This window comes from Porphyromonas sp. oral taxon 279 str. F0450 (assembly GCF_000292995.1).
GTDB lineage: Bacteria > Bacteroidota > Bacteroidia > Bacteroidales > Porphyromonadaceae > Porphyromonas > Porphyromonas pasteri.
Window position 1 is genome coordinate 106,043 of sequence record NZ_ALKJ01000016.1, and the last position, 14,769, is coordinate 120,811.

A 14,769-nucleotide genomic window follows, 5' to 3' on the forward strand; every position below is an offset into this window, starting at 1 on the left:
CCTCTCTTCATCGTATTTTTGAATTAAAACCCTCTTGACCCAGACTAAATGAAGTTTAATCTACTCACTGTTACTTCTCTGCTCTGTGGTCTCTTCCTTCTCGGCTCTTGCGCCAAGGACGAACCCCAGTTGGAAAAAATCGATACGGAGGCAGTCGATAATGCCCCCCGCGTCAATGTGCCTCTCCAGCTCGATGCTGAGGTAAGTGCATTCGTCGATCCTCAGACCGCTACCGCACCCTTCCTTAGGGTGCGGGGCCTGCTGCATACTTATAGATAGGTAAAATACTTAACTTTGTGTGAGGGAATTTTTCTCTCTCCCGTATTTGTCATAGAACGATAAGCTATGAGTAAGCATCCCTTCCGCGGGATGGGCGTGGCGCTGGTCACGCCCTTCACCGAATCGCAAGAGGTCGACTACAAGAGTCTGGAGCGCCTCCTCGAACATCTGCTCCGTGATGGGGCTACGGACTTTATCGTCATCCACGGGACGACGGGCGAGTCGCCCTGCCTCACGCGTCAGGAGCGCCAGCGAGTCACCGACCATGTCGTCGAGCAGGTCGCAGGACGCTGCCCGCTGATGATAGGCCTTGGGGGTAACAATACCCGCGAGACGGCAGAGCGCCTTCGGGAGCTTGACCCCCGCGGTCTCTCCGGTGTCCTCTCGGTAGTGCCCTACTACAACAAGCCTTCGCAGGAGGGGATGTACCGCCACTTCGCACACTTGGCCGAGGCGAGCCCACTTCCGCTGGTGCTCTACAACGTGCCGGGGCGTGTCGGGGTGAATATGGCGCCCGATACCGCCGTGCGCTTGGCGCGAGACTTCGATAATATCATTGGGATCAAGGAGGCTTCGGGCTATCCCCAGCAGGCGGCACAGATCACCGCGTGTGAGCTGCCCGAGGACTTCGTCGTCCTCTCGGGCGATGATGCGCTCACCGTGCCCTTTATCCAGAATGGAGCCGTGGGCGTCATCTCCGTCGTGGGCAACGCCTATCCCCGCCTCTTCTCCCACCTGACGCACCTGGCTATGGAGGGGCATATCAATGAGGCCGATATGATCCAGACGGAGATGCGCGCCATCAATACCCAGCTCTTCCAGGAGGGCAATCCCGTCGGGATCAAGGCCCTGCTCTACCTTATGCGTCTCATCGACAGCAATAGCCTGCGCCTGCCCTTGGTCGCTGCGAGCCCCGAGCTCTCTGAGCGCCTTGACTCGACGCGCAAGGCTCTCGACATCTACGCCTCCCACCTCTTTGCCTAAGTGAGCCCGACGACAGAGATCAGCGACAGCTATTGGACGCTCGCCGAGCCCAGCGAAGGCGAGTACTCAGAGAAGAGAAGTAAGTTCCTCGCCTACGCCTATCCCGTGACGACCGAGGAGGAGGCGCTGGAGCGTGTGCGCGAAGTACGTACTCGCTACTACGATGCCCGCCACGTGTGCTGGGCTTATCGTCTGGGCCCTACGGGTGAGCCCTATCGTGCGAATGACGATGGCGAGCCCTCGGGGACGGCAGGTAAGCCCATTCATGGTATCCTTGTCTCGCTGGGGCTGACGGAGGTCATCGTCCTTGTCGTGCGCTACTTCGGTGGCGTGAAGCTCGGCACGAGTGGCCTCATCGAGGCTTATCGCGAAGCAGCCTTGGCGGCTCTCACCGATGCGCCCCGCCGTGAGTGCATCCTCACCGAGCGCCTTTGCCTGACCTTCAGCTATGAGCTGATGGGGTCCGTGATGCGTATAGTCAAGGAGACCGAGGCCCGCGTCGTCGTGCAGGACTTCCGAGAGTCCTGCTTCCTCGAGCTTGAGCAGCGCCAGGGCTGTGCCGCTGAGCTACGCTCGCGTCTGGAGCAACTCTATGGGGTGACCCTTCTCCCCGAAGCCCCCGACTCCACCCATTCCGAAGAATAGTATATCCTAATTAATAGATGGAAGAGAATATACCCACTCCTGAGCCGGAGGCTATAGGCCAACTTCCTGACGACGTCTCGGAGCTCAAGGCGAAGTCCGTCTCGGGCTTTGGCTGGTCGACGATCCAGCAGATCGTCGGGCGTGTGACCACCTTTGTGGTGAACCTCGCCTTGGCTCGCCTTCTCGTGCCAGAGGACTTCGGTACGCTCGCCGTACTGGGGATCTTCCTCGCTATCTCCACTCAGCTAGCTGACATTGGCTTCGGGAGCTCGCTGACGCGCTCGGAGCGTGTCGATGATGCCGACCTCTCGACGATCTTCTACTACAACATCGGGATGAGTAGCCTGCTCTACCTCATCCTCTTCATCGCAGCACCGTGGATCGCAGACTACTTCCGCAATCCCATCTTAGTGTCTGTCCTGCGTGTGATCTCGCTGAGCGTGGTCATCAACTCGCTGTATGGTATCCAGGGAATCTTGGTCTGGCGTCAGATGCAGTTCCGAAAGGATATGCTCATCCAGCTCGCTTCGGGAGTGCTCTCGGGGCTTACTGGGGTAGCGATGGCTTACTTCGGCTTCGGCTACTGGTCGCTGGTGGGTATGGGACTGGCAAACTCCATCGTGCGCCTCATCGGCTACTGGTGCTCTTCGTCTTGGCGACCTAAGCTGATCTTCAGTATGGAGAAGCTCAAGCTTCATTTTGGTTACGGCTCTCGTATGGTCGGGGCTGGGCTACTTCTGACGCTGTACAATAACCTGATGACGATCATCATCGGGCGCTCCTTCTCGATGGGGACTCTCGGGCTCTATGGGAATGCTAATGCCCTGTACCTTGTCCCAGTTTCGATCCTTGCAGACCCCATCAACAAGGTCGTATTTCCGATCCTGGTCCGCTTCCAGAATGATAAGGAGCGCCTTCGGGCTACTTATCGTCGTGTGATGCGCTTCCTTTTCCAGCTTTCTTGCCCCATTATGGTGGCTTTGATTGTGCTCTCAAACCCCTTCTATCACTTCCTCTACGGGGATAAGTGGATGGCGGCTGCACCTTACTTCCAGATCCTCTGTATCTGTGGGATCCTCTTCCCCATCAACTCCTATAATATCAATCTCCTTGAGGCAAAGGGCCGCAGTGATCTGCACCTCCGTCTGGAGATTATTCGGCGTATCATCGGGGTCGCTGCAGCCTTCATCGGCTTGCAGTTCGGTATCTACGGGCTACTGTGGAGTACGGCGATCACGCAGGTCATCTACCTCTTTATCAATAGCCATTACTCGGGGCGATTCATTGACTATCCCCTCGGTCAGCAGCTCGCTGAGCTCTTCCCCTTTGCGCTGATGAGTGCTGCGGCTGGTGGCGTCCTCTGGGCACTTGATACCTATGCATTATCATCACTTGCCGACTTTTGGCGTTTATCTATTGGGAGTACAGTATTAGGGCTGACCTATCTACTCTTGGTCTACCTCTTTGCCCGTGAAGACTACCTCTATGTGTGGGGTCTCGTGCGCCACTATGTGCTGCGTCGTCCCGCCACCCAGTCCTGACAAATTGTTATCTTTGTAGCCATTGGTCTACAATACATTGTATCACGTCCATAATCATAGAATGAGAATTATGAAGAAGATCATCTTGGCCTCTCTGGCACTTGTGGCAGTTGCTTCGCTGAGCTCCTGCGGTGCGAAGAAGAGCGCTTATCGTAAGGCCTACGAGCAGGCTAAGCAGCGTGAGGTCGCTACTCAGAGCACCACGCCAGCCGTACAGTATGAAGCTCCTGCAGCTGCTCCTGCTGTCCCCGTGACCGTACGCAAGGAGCGTGTCACGACTTACCAGGGCGAAGATGCTACCCGTCTGAAGCGCTATAGCGTAGTCGTAGGTAGCTTCCAGAATCCTACGAATGCTCGCAATCTCAAGGATCGTATGGTCCAGGCTGGCTACAGCGCCGTCCTCGCTACCAACGACGTAGGTATGCTGCGTGTCATCGTAGCCAGCTTCGATACGCGCGAAGAAGCTGTTGCAAGCCGTGACGCTATCAAGGCTCGCTTTGCTCCTGACTTCAAGGATGCATGGCTCCTGGAAAACGATAACTAATCAGACTTTATAGCCCCCGCCCCAATCCCTGGGGCGGGGCTACCTATATCTATATGGAGATACTACAGAGCTACTCGCTACGTGAGCACAATACCTTCTGTATCGATGCCCAGGCAGACTGGTTCATCCCCTTCGCCAGCATCGAGGATTTACAGCTATTGAGCCGTGACGAGTACTTCCAAGAGTGTCGCTGTATCACTATTGGTGAGGGAAGCAACCTGCTCTTCCTCACCAATTTTCATGGGATCGTACTACACTCGGTGATCCAAAGCATTGAGCGTCTCGCTGAGACGGCTGATACGGTCGACCTCCTCGTCGGCTCAGGCGTCAAGTGGGACGACTTCGTAGCCCAGATGGCCGAAGCCGAGCTCTACGGCGTCGAGAACCTCTCCCTCATCCCAGGCGAAGTCGGTGCTGCCGCTGTGCAGAATATCGGTGCCTATGGCGCTGAGATCTGCGAGGTCATCCGCGAGGTGCACACGGTGCATCGTCGTACGGGTGAGGTGCGTCACTTCGCTGTCGAGGAGTGCAACTACAGCTATCGCCATAGCTTCTTCAAGGAGCCCGAGGCGGCTGACTACATCGTCACGCACGTCCTCCTTCGCCTCTCCAAGCACCCCCATCTGAAGCTCGACTATGCTGACCTCCGTCAGCGCGTGGAGGCTCGTACGGCGACGCCTACCGCCCGTGATGTACGTGACGAGGTCATCCGCATCCGCCAAGAGAAGCTCCCTGACCCGAAGGTCTTGGGCAACGCTGGTAGCTTCTTTATGAACCCCATCATCTCGGCCGAGGCTTTTGAGCGCCTTCGTGAAGCTTATCCCGAAGCGCCACACTACGATCTCCCCGACGGACAAGTGAAGGTCCCTGCAGGCTGGCTCATCGACCGCTGTGGTCTCAAGGGCTATCGTCTCGGACATGCCGCCGTCTATGAGCGTCAGGCACTCGTCCTCGTCAATGCTGATGGCGAAGCTACGGGGCAGGACATCGCTCGCTTGGCAGAGTATGTGCAGGAGCAGGTCGCAGAGCGCTTTGGCCTACAGATCACCCCTGAGGTGAGGTACATCTCTTAGATAGCCACCCTTCACCTCGCTGCTTATTCACCTAACTACTCGCTCTACCACGCACCCTCTCTCACTCGATAGAGAAGGTATCTCTTTGCCGTGGTAGCTCTCCCTCCTACTTACATGAAGGTAATTCTTCTCGGTACGGGCACCAGCACTGGTATCCCCGAGGTAGGCTGTGGCTGCCCTGTGTGCCATAGCTCGGATGCTCGTGACCGTCGTCTGCGCACCTCTGCCCTCATCATCACCGAGGGTGGGAAGCGTATCCTCATCGACTGTGGCCCTGACTTCCACTACCAAGCCACACGTCTCGGTATCGATCGTATCGATGCGATCCTCTTGACTCACGAGCACTACGACCACACGTTCGGTCTGGACGATGTGCGTACCATCGCGTGGCGTCAGGATATCCCCATCTACGGCCAGCAGCGCGTCCTCGACTCGGTGCGTACTCGTATGCACTACGTCTTCAGTGACCATCCCTACCCAGGGACGCCTCGCTTCACCCTCTGCCCGATAGAGGAGGGGAGTGATGCCTCCTTCGAGCTCTTCGGTGAGCGTGTCACGCCCATCTCTCTGGCGCATGGCTCGCTACCTATCGTAGGCTATCGTATCGGCGAGGTGAGCTACATCACTGATATGAAGACCATCGAGCCCAGCGAATGGGCTAAGGTCAGTGGCTCACAGCTCCTCGTCATCAATGCCCTGCGCTATCAGCGTCCGCACCCCAGCCACCAGTCGGTGGAGGATGTCGAGCGCCTGCTACCTGAGCTTGCCGTTCGGCCCAAGCTGACCCTTCTCACGCACCTCTCGCACCATGCCCCTTCGCATGCCCAGCTGGAGGCGATGCTCCCCGAAGATCTGCAGCCTGCTTACGACCAAGAGTATATCGTGGTCGACGAAGCGGGTCCCCGTATCCTCCCCCTCCCAGAGTATGTAGAGCCCTATAGCTACCGCGATATGGGTCGTATCGCCTATGCCGATGCGTGGGCACTGCAGAAGGAGCTCTTCGAAGCCCAGCTAAAGGCTAAGCACGAGCACCGCCCCACGGAGTCCTTCCTCCTCTTCTGTGAGCACAATCCCGTCTTCACCATGGGCCTCCATGCCGATGCGACGAATATGCTGATGAGCGAGGACTTCCTCCGTGAGAATGGCTACGACTTCTTCTCCGTCGAACGCGGAGGCGATGTCACCTACCACGGCCCTGGGCAGATCACCGGCTATCCCATCCTCGATCTGGAGCGCTTCGGTCTTGGGCTGAAGGCTTATATCGAGCTGCTGGAGCAGTCGGTCATCGAGCTTCTCGCCTTCTTCAAGATCGAGGCGGGGCTGAAGGATGGCGCTACGGGCGTGTGGCTCGATGTCGGCGATCCCCAGCACGAGCGTAAGATCTGTGCTATCGGCGTGAAGAGCAGCCGCTACGTCACGATGCACGGCTTCGCCCTCAATGTCAACACCGACCTCGCTCCCTTCCAGCTCATCAATCCCTGTGGCTTCAAGGAGGGCAAGGTCGCCTCTATCGCTGGCGAAGTGGGTCACGAGGTGGACTTCACCGTGGCTAAGCATCTCTTAGCTTCGATCCTCCATCGTCGTCTTGCGGCCCTCCTTCCTCCGCGTTTCTAATCCCCCCCCCCTCCCAATCCCTCCCTTTTACATCCCCATCACTCACATCATATCCTATGACTACTGAGTTCAATCTCTCTACACCGGCACTCCTTTTCTCGGCGATCTCTCTCATCCTCCTGGCTTATACCAATCGCTTCCTCTCCTATGCCTCCACGGTGCGCAGCCTCAAGGAGCGCTATGAGAATAACCCCGAAGGTGAGCCTACCTCCCTCAAGCAGATCGAGAACCTCTACCGCCGTCTCGACCTCATCCGCTGGATGCAGGTGCTCGGTGCGTCGAGCCTGCTGGTCTCGCTCGTGGCTATGTTCCTCTACTACCTGGAGTGGAACGTCGCTGGTGGCGTCGTCTTCGGCGTCGGTATGGTTCTTCTGGCGCTCTCGCTCTGCGTCTGCATCTGGGAGATCCAGATCTCGGTGAAGGCCCTCAACCTTAGCCTCCAGTCCATCCGTCGTGAGCGCAGTGGCTCACTTCGTCAGCGCCCCGATGACGAGACCCTCCAGCGTGAGAAGTCTCGCAGCAAGCGCAAGAAGAACCGCGACAATAAGGAGGGCAAGGAAGCTTCTTCCCAGTCCGCAGCTCCTGCTCAGCCTCAGGAGAAGCAGCCCAGCCAAGGTCAGCAGGGTGGTGGTCGTCAGCCCCGTCAGGAGCGTGGCGAGCGCAACGAACGCAATGACCGCGGTGAGCAGCGTCAAGAGCGTGGTGAGCGTCAAGAACGTAATGACCGCCAGGAACGCGGCGAACGCCGTGAGCAGAATCGCCAAGAGCGTAGCAACGACCAGTCCGAGCGCCCTGCTCGCGAAGGTCGTGGCAATGGCAACAACGGCGGTAACAACAATGGTAATGGTGGCAATAACAACGGCAACAACCGCCGTCAGCGCCCCGAGCGTCAGGAGCGTCCCGAGCGCAACAATGAAGCTGCCCAGCAGCCTGCCCCTGAGGTAGCACCTGCAGCTACGACGCCTGCCGAAGCACCCGCTGAGCGCCAGCCCCGTGCTGAGCGTACGGAGCGCCCCGAGCGTAGCCAGCAGCAGCCCGCCGAAGGTCAGCAGCGTGAGGATCGCCGTCCCCGTCAGCAGGAGCGCCAGCAGCGCCCCCAGCAGGAGGCGACGCCCGTAGCTCGTCCTGCCGAAGCCCCCGCAGCTACCCCTGCTCCAGCTCCACAGCCCGCGCCTGCACCAGCGGCTACTCCCGCTCCCGTAGTGCAGGAGCAGCGCCCCGTGGCTCAGCCTGCCGAGCGTCCTGCTCGTCCTATGAGCTACGAAGAGGCTGTTGCCCGTCAGCGTGAAGCCCAGGAGTCCGCAGCGAAGCCCGCTACGCCCTCCGTGCCCCGCACCAACGAAGAGGAATAGTCCTTAGGGCTACGTCCCTCCTCCCCATACGAGTCATTCGGCTCCTTCACCCAACGTAGGGTGGAGGAGCCGAATGCATTTATAGCCCATCCTTGAAGGGGAAGATTCGCCCCCGTATGGGAGGGTGATATGAACCTATATGGGTCGGCGGGTGAACCTATAGGAGACTGTTGCCGCGAGTTCTGTTCTCTATTTCGAGTGCTAAGGCCTCGCATGCCCAGCCCCACGATATGCCTCTCCGAAGTGACACACAAGCCCTTCGCCTGATCGCACGTATTCCTCTTATCCAGCGGAGGGAAAAATGCCATTCTCGTGAAGAAAAAAGCGCTTTCCCATAGTGCTCTTCCTCTGTCTACGCACGTGGTCTTAAAGCCCAGGCACGTAAATCCAAATATCCACGTACGTAGATATTAGAGCCACGTACGTAGCCCAAACTTATCTGCTACTCGTCCACAACTTTTACCCCTACGCGGAGCAACGACCTAATAGAGGTTTACCCGCCGACCAATATAGGTCCGTTCTTGTAAATCGTAGGGAGCTGTCCTCACGCCTCCGTAGGCTTCCCCTTAGATATCGCTATCTTTGTCCTATAGACCAATAAGCTTTCCACAAGAAATATATGACTTGGCAGCAGATCAAAGACTCCCTGCGCGTCCAGCTTTGGATGCTTCTGAAGGGACGTAAGTATAGCCAGCAGTATCGAGCTACGGCCGACCGCCGTCGTGCCCTGCGTGTGCATGATTCGTGGGAGACCCTCGATGAGATCCTCCGTACGGGTGCCTCGGTGAGCCGCTTTGGCGACGGGGAGCTGCAGATCATGCAGCGCTATCTCGACGAGCTGGAGCGTCCTTCGTCGGCCGAAGAGGTGGATACCTTCCAGCACTACGATGCCTCCCTCGGTAAGCGCCTCTATGAGGTGTGGCAGGTGCCCTCGTCGGAGCGCCATCTGAACTGCGTGCCCTACGCCTTCAAGGACTCCTCCCCCCATCGCGGGTACAACCGCATCTTCTTTGAGCGTGAGGCTCTGATGCGCCTTCCCGCACTGGAGAAGCTTACCCGCGAACACGACTTCTACGATACGAACTTCACCCGCTTCTATATGGGGCGCTATGATATCCGCGACTATCCTGCCTACATTGAGCGTATGAAGGCGATCTGGAAGGATCGTGACCTGCTCTTCGTCGAGGGCGAGAAGTCGCGCCTCGGCGTCGGCAATGACCTCTTCGATGGCGCACGTAGCGTGAAGCGTGTCCTCTGTCCTGCGACGGATGCTTGGGGTAGCTATCCCGAGATCCTCCGTCTGGCGAAGGAGTATGGAGAGGGACGCCTCGTCCTCATTGCTCTCGGGCAGACAGCGACCGTCCTCGCCTATGACCTCTCCGAGGCAGGGCTGCAGGCCATTGACCTCGGTCATGTGGATGTGGAGTACGAATGGTACCGTATGGGTGCGAAGACCAAGGTGCCTATCCCAGGGAAGTACGTCAATGAAGCCCCTGGCGGGCGTACCGTCGCAGAGCACCCTGCACAAGCCACTTACCTCCAGCAGGTCGTAGCCCGTGTAGGCGAAGCGAAGCCCACTCCGACTGCCGCTCTGACGACTGCCGTCTATCCTATCGAGGGGCTGAGCTGCGAGCACTGCGTAGCGCGTGCTACCGAAGCCCTCAAGGCGGTGGCGGGCGTTAGCTCCGTCACTATCTCGCTGGAGGCTGGCGAGGCAAGTGTCACGTATGACGCTGAGCACTGCACGCCCGAGGCCCTGCGTGCTGCGGTAGAGGCTGCTGGCTACACGCTCCGCATCGATGCGCCCAAAGCATAGCAAAACGAGGCTGCCAGCTTCGGCTGGACCGAACAAATAGGCGGTACGAGTCGTTTTATCCATACCGCATCGATCATCGGTGAGGGGTACATCTGCAGACGACAGGTGTACCCCTTGCCCGTACTAATAGTTATATTCATTCCATATGGTCAAGAGATCTTTCCCCCTCCTGGGACTTAACTGCGCAGCCTGCGCCGCTCATTCGACGAAGGCCCTGGAGAGTACGCCTGGCGTGCAGTCCGCCACAGTCAACCTCGCCTCCGCCACGGCCTTTGTCGTCTATGATGAGACGCAGTGTACCCCCGAGATGCTCCGTGCAGCTGTGGCTACCATGGGCTATGACCTGCGCATCGATGAGCCTGAGGTGGGCGAGCTGGAGGCACTTCGTCAGCGGGAAGAGCGAGCCCTACAGCGCAAAACGCTGGTGGCAGTCGTCCTCTCGCTCATCGTGATGGCGCTGATGATGTGGCCACCGATGACGCTCCCGAAGTCGCTCATCTCCGCTGTCCTCACTGCCGTGACCCTCATCTGGGCAGGCTCGGGCTTCTTCGTGCGTGGCTGGCGCCAGCTACGTGCTGGGGCGGCGGGCATGGATCTGCTGGTGATGCTCTCGACCTCGGTAGCCTTCCTCTACAGCCTCTATCATCTGGGCGAATACCTCTTCATCGCGCCAGAAGCGCACCACCTGCACCACCTTTATTTCGAAGCCGCCTCAACGACGATCGCCTTCGTGCTCCTGGGCAAGGTGCTCGAGGCACGAGCACAGCGTCGCACGTCTTCGGCTCTGCGTCGCCTCATGGGCGGTCAGCCGAAGACCGTGCAGCAGCTCCTCCCCTCGGGCGAAGTCATCACGCTGCCTGTCAGTGAGGTAGAGCCCGGTATGGAGCTACGCGCCCTGCCGCACGAACTCTTCGCCGTCGATGGCGAGGTCATCTCGGGTGAATCCTATGCTGACGAGCAGCTCATCAGTGGTGAACCCATTCCCGTGGCGAAGGTCGCTGGCTCCGAAGTCTATGCCGGTACGCTCAATGGCTCGGGGACGCTCGTCTACCGTGCCCGTGAGGTAGGTCGTGCGACGGTACTCTCCCGCATCATCCGTCTTGTGGAGGAGGCACAGTCGTCACGCGCACCGATTCAGCAGGTCGTGGATCGAATGGCTCGAGTCTTCGTGCCTGTGATCGTCCTCATCGCCGTCTTGACCTTCGTCGTATGGGGCTTCCTTAGTCCTGTAGACGGCTGGGAGCACGGCTTTGTCGCCGCCGTCACGGTGCTTATCATCGCTTGTCCCTGTGCTCTGGGGCTGGCTACTCCTACCGCTATCATGGTGGGTATCGGCCGTGGCGCCGAAGAAGGCCTCTTGGTGCGCAATGCCGAGGCGCTGGAGGCTGCAGGCCATGTCGATACCTTGGTCTTGGATAAGACGGGGACGATCACCGAGGGGCGTCCCGAAGTGAAGGCCATTCGCTGGTGCTTCGCCGAAGAGAATACTTCCTACGCTACCATCTTGGCTGCCCTCGAAGAGCGCTCATCACACCCCTTGGCTGGGGCGATCGTTCGCTCCCTTGGTGTATCTACGCAGGGAGTAGCCGAGCCCACGAGCTTCCGCGAAGAGGCGGGGCGTGGGCTGGAAGGTGTCGTCGATGGGGTGACCTATCGTGTCGGGCAGCGTGCCTTCGTGGAAGAGGTCTCGGGGGCACTCAGTGCCGAAGCCTTGAAGGCCTTAGAGGAAGGTGAGCACTCGGGTGCTACGTGTAGCCTCTTTGCCCGTAGTGGGGAGGTGCTGGCCGTCATTCTTATCGCCGATACGATACGTGCCACCTCGGTCGAAGCTATCGCATCACTGCGTGCTCGTGGGCTGGAGGTCATCATGCTCACAGGTGACGGGCCGAGTGCCGCCCGTGCCGTCGGCGAAGCTGTCGGGGTAAGCCGTGTCGTAGACAGCGTGCGTCCCGAGGAGAAAGCGGCCTTCGTCGAAGGTCTGCAGAAGGAAGGGCGTCGTGTGGCGATGGTCGGTGACGGCATCAATGATGCCGCGGCCTTGGCACGTGCCGACCTCTCGATAGCGATGGGCAGTGGGAGTGATCTGGCGATGGAGACCGCGATGGTGACGCTTCGTAGCTCCGACCTCAAGGCCTTGGAGCGCTTCTTCCATCTGGCACGCACGACCCTCAGGACCATTCATCAGAACCTCTTCTGGGCGTGCATCTACAACCTCATCGCCATCCCCGTGGCGGCAGGTGTGCTCTATCCCTTCACGGGCTATCTGCTCAATCCCATGCTCGCTGGCGGGCTGATGATGCTCAGCAGCCTTAGCGTCGTCACCAATAGCCTCCTCAGCGCACGCCGCCAGCATAGCTAAATAGAGCTCCCGTGATATTTAGGTATCTTTGTGCCCTATAATAAAGGATAATAGATACGGATACTCTTAAAGTATACACAGCATTATGTCAGATATGCCTAACAGCGTAGCCCCAGCAGAGAGTGGGGAAGAGAAGAAGAGCCTGAACTTCGTCGAGCAGATCGTCGAGGGCGACCTTCGTGCCGGGAAGAATGATGGACGCATCCAGACGCGTTTCCCACCAGAGCCCAACGGCTATCTCCACATCGGGCACGCCAAGGCTATCTGCATGGACTTCGGTATCGCACAGAAGTACGGCGGGGTGTGTAACCTCCGCTTCGACGATACGAACCCCACGAAGGAAGACGTCGAGTACGTCGATGCTATCCGTGAGGATATCGAGTGGCTCGGCTTCCACTGGGGCAATATCTACTATGCTTCGGACTACTTCGAGCGTCTGTACCAGTTCGCCGAAGAGCTGATCCGCGCAGGCCATGCCTACGTCGATGAGCAGACTGCCGAGGAGATCGCAGCGCAGAAGGGTACGCCTACCACCCCTGGCGTCGCCAGCCCCTATCGCGACCGCCCCATCGAGGAGAGCCTCGATCTCTTCCGCCGCATGAACGCTGGGGAGTTCCCCGAAGGTGCGATGATCCTGCGTGCGAAGATCGATATGGCTTCGTCGAACATGCACTTCCGCGACCCCATCATCTACCGCATCATCAAGGTGCCTCACCACCGTACGGGTACGAAGTGGGGCGTCTACCCTATGTATGACTTTGCCCATGGGCAGAGTGACTTCTTCGAAGGGGTGACGCACTCGATCTGCACGCTGGAGTTCGAGGTGCACCGTCCGCTATATGATTACTTCGTAGACCTCCTGAAGAAGGTCGAGCCCAATCACCCCGAGGGTTACCGCCCACGACAGATTGAGTTCAACCGTCTGAACCTCACCTACACGATGATGAGCAAGCGTAAGCTCCTCCAGCTCGTGCAGGAGGGCCACGTAGCAGGCTGGGATGACCCCCGTATGCCGACTATCTGCGGGCTACGTCGTCGTGGCTATACGCCCGAGTCCATCCGCAGCTTCATCGATAAGATCGGCTACACGAAGTACGATGGTATCATCGATATGGCCCTCCTCGAGCACGCTGTCCGTGAGGATCTCAACCGCCATGCCCTGCGTGGCTCGGCCGTCCTCGACCCCGTGCGCCTCATTATCACGAACTACCCCGAGGGGCAGACGGAGGATATGAGCTTCCTCAACAACCCCGAAGATCCCGACTCCGACAGCCACACGATCCGCTTCTCGCGTGAGCTCTTCATCGAGCGTGAGGACTTCATGGAGGATGCTCCGAAGAAGTACTTCCGCATGACCCCTGGTCAGGAGGTGCGTCTCAAGAGCGCCTACATCGTGCGCTGCACGGGCTGCAAGAAGGATGAGAACGGCCATGTCATCGAGGTCTACGCTGAGTACGACCCCGAGACGCTCAGCGGTCGCCCCGAGAGCAACCGCAAGGTCAAGGGCACGATCCACTGGGTATCAGCCACGGATAGCGTCCCTGCCGAAGTGCGTCTCTACGACCGTCTCTTCCTCGATGAGAACCCCTCTGAGGCGGCTAAGGACAAGGAACTCGCTGAGCTCCTCAATCCCGAGTCCCTCACCATCGTGCGCGAAGCACGTGTCGAGCCCTTCCTCGCTCAGGCTAAGTGTGGCGAGTACTATCAGTTCCAGCGCGTCGGTTACTTCTGCGTAGACCCCGATAGCCGTCCTGATCACCTCGTCTTCAACCGCACGGTATCGCTCAAGGATACGTGGAAGAAGGTCAATAAGTAGTCCCCTCCCACAGATATGATCGAGTCCTTAGGCTTCATCCAAGATATCCTCCATCACCTGAACTACTTCTGGGTGACGGTGCTCATGGCGATCGAATCGTCATTCATCCCCTTCCCTTCAGAGGTCGTCGTACCCCCTGCTGCCTACAAGGCCGCTACGGGCGAGATGAATATCTTCCTCGTCGTGCTCTTCGCCACGCTCGGCTCGGATATAGGTGCGCTCATCAACTACTATCTGGCGCGCTATCTCGGCCGCCCGATCGTGTATAAGTTCGCCAACTCCCGCATCGGTCGCCTCTGCCTGCTGAGTCAGGAGAAGATCGAGAAGGCCGAAGCTTACTTCGTGAAGAACGGCATCAGCTCCACGCTCATCGGGCGTCTTGTCCCAGGGATTCGTCAGCTCATCTCTATCCCTGCGGGGCTGGCAGGTATGCCACTTGGTCGCTTCCTCCTCTACACCACGATCGGTGCTGGAGCGTGGAATATCGTCCTGGCACTCCTCGGCTACTTCATCGGTAAGACCGTACCGCCCGAGCTCTTCGCCGAGACCATCCAGCGCTATAGCTCGATCATCGGCCTCATCATCCTCGGCCTCGTCGTCGTCGGTGGTGTCGGCTACTACCTCTACAAGCGCCGTCAGAAGGCTGCCTAATCCAAGGGCGCATCACTACCACCTCTAAGGGTAGGTCCCCATCGCCACCTGTGCTATGGGGGCGCACCCTTAGAGGTTTCTTTTTGCCGTACCTC

General features: G+C 58.6%; 11 protein-coding genes and 2 pseudogenes. All 13 read left to right on the forward strand.

Annotated features, from left to right (window positions below):
• Nucleotides 1–48 precede the first annotated feature (48 nt).
• The 13 genes and pseudogenes from HMPREF1323_RS09170 (at nt 49) to HMPREF1323_RS03425 (ending at nt 14,674) form a co-directional block, all read left to right on the forward strand.
• Nucleotides 49–279: a hypothetical protein gene (locus tag HMPREF1323_RS09170; RefSeq protein ID WP_009432782.1), complete on the forward strand. Its 231-nt coding sequence runs from the start codon at nt 49–51 to the stop codon at nt 277–279.
• 66 nt (nt 280–345) lie between these two features.
• Nucleotides 346–1,263, forward strand: a complete 918-nt coding sequence (dapA, locus tag HMPREF1323_RS03375; protein ID WP_009432689.1) for a 4-hydroxy-tetrahydrodipicolinate synthase — start codon at nt 346–348, stop codon at nt 1,261–1,263.
• Entirely contained in the window at nt 1,264–1,908 is a 645-nt protein-coding gene (locus HMPREF1323_RS03380) for an IMPACT family protein (RefSeq protein WP_009432774.1), read from the forward strand.
• A gap of 17 nt (nt 1,909–1,925) precedes the next feature.
• A complete protein-coding gene (locus HMPREF1323_RS03385; protein ID WP_009432810.1) occupies nt 1,926–3,449 on the forward strand; it encodes a lipopolysaccharide biosynthesis protein in 1,524 nt (507 codons plus the stop codon).
• Between the two features lie 70 nt (nt 3,450–3,519).
• Entirely contained in the window at nt 3,520–3,993 is a 474-nt protein-coding gene (locus HMPREF1323_RS03390) for an SPOR domain-containing protein (RefSeq protein WP_009432762.1), read from the forward strand.
• Between the two features lie 53 nt (nt 3,994–4,046).
• Nucleotides 4,047–5,066 carry a UDP-N-acetylmuramate dehydrogenase gene (gene murB, locus HMPREF1323_RS03395; protein WP_009432692.1) on the forward strand — a complete coding sequence of 340 codons (1,020 nt, stop codon included), beginning with the start codon at nt 4,047–4,049 and terminating at the stop codon, nt 5,064–5,066.
• Nucleotides 5,067–5,180: 114 nt separating this feature from the next.
• Nucleotides 5,181–5,852, forward strand: a pseudogene (locus HMPREF1323_RS09340) (MBL fold metallo-hydrolase); the annotation flags it as partial.
• 165 nt (nt 5,853–6,017) lie between these two features.
• Nucleotides 6,018–6,680: a lipoyl(octanoyl) transferase LipB gene (lipB, locus tag HMPREF1323_RS09345; RefSeq protein ID WP_052312353.1), complete on the forward strand. Its 663-nt coding sequence runs from the start codon at nt 6,018–6,020 to the stop codon at nt 6,678–6,680.
• 56 nt (nt 6,681–6,736) lie between these two features.
• A pseudogene (locus HMPREF1323_RS09280) lies at nt 6,737–7,129 on the forward strand (DUF2721 domain-containing protein); the annotation flags it as partial.
• Nucleotides 7,130–8,651: 1,522 nt separating this feature from the next.
• Nucleotides 8,652–9,848: a GT-D fold domain-containing glycosyltransferase gene (locus HMPREF1323_RS03410; protein ID WP_009432726.1), complete on the forward strand. Its 1,197-nt coding sequence runs from the start codon at nt 8,652–8,654 to the stop codon at nt 9,846–9,848.
• 145 nt (nt 9,849–9,993) lie between these two features.
• On the forward strand, nt 9,994–12,207 hold the full coding sequence (locus tag HMPREF1323_RS03415; RefSeq protein WP_009432817.1) for a heavy metal translocating P-type ATPase: 2,214 nt from the start codon (nt 9,994–9,996) through the stop codon (nt 12,205–12,207).
• 85 nt (nt 12,208–12,292) lie between these two features.
• Nucleotides 12,293–14,023, forward strand: coding sequence for a glutamine--tRNA ligase/YqeY domain fusion protein (locus tag HMPREF1323_RS03420; protein ID WP_009432712.1), 1,731 nt, complete (start codon nt 12,293–12,295; stop codon nt 14,021–14,023).
• A gap of 18 nt (nt 14,024–14,041) precedes the next feature.
• Entirely contained in the window at nt 14,042–14,674 is a 633-nt protein-coding gene (locus HMPREF1323_RS03425) for a DedA family protein (RefSeq protein ID WP_044123997.1), read from the forward strand.
• Nucleotides 14,675–14,769: the final 95 nt, after the last annotated feature.

What these genes read in the sequence shown, in the direction of transcription:
- HMPREF1323_RS09170 (WP_009432782.1), top strand. Translation starts at nt 49, where the DNA reads ATGAAGTTTAATCTACTCACTGTTACTTCTCTGCTCTGTGGTCTCTTC.
- murB (WP_009432692.1), top strand. Translation starts at nt 4,047, where the DNA reads ATGGAGATACTACAGAGCTACTCGCTACGTGAGCACAATACCTTCTGT.
- HMPREF1323_RS03420 (WP_009432712.1), top strand. Translation starts at nt 12,293, where the DNA reads ATGTCAGATATGCCTAACAGCGTAGCCCCAGCAGAGAGTGGGGAAGAG.
- HMPREF1323_RS03390 (WP_009432762.1), top strand. Translation starts at nt 3,520, where the DNA reads ATGAAGAAGATCATCTTGGCCTCTCTGGCACTTGTGGCAGTTGCTTCG.
- lipB (WP_052312353.1), top strand. Translation starts at nt 6,018, where the DNA reads ATGGGTCGTATCGCCTATGCCGATGCGTGGGCACTGCAGAAGGAGCTC.
- HMPREF1323_RS03410 (WP_009432726.1), top strand. Translation starts at nt 8,652, where the DNA reads ATGACTTGGCAGCAGATCAAAGACTCCCTGCGCGTCCAGCTTTGGATG.
- HMPREF1323_RS03385 (WP_009432810.1), top strand. Translation starts at nt 1,926, where the DNA reads ATGGAAGAGAATATACCCACTCCTGAGCCGGAGGCTATAGGCCAACTT.
- HMPREF1323_RS03415 (WP_009432817.1), top strand. Translation starts at nt 9,994, where the DNA reads ATGGTCAAGAGATCTTTCCCCCTCCTGGGACTTAACTGCGCAGCCTGC.
- dapA (WP_009432689.1), top strand. Translation starts at nt 346, where the DNA reads ATGAGTAAGCATCCCTTCCGCGGGATGGGCGTGGCGCTGGTCACGCCC.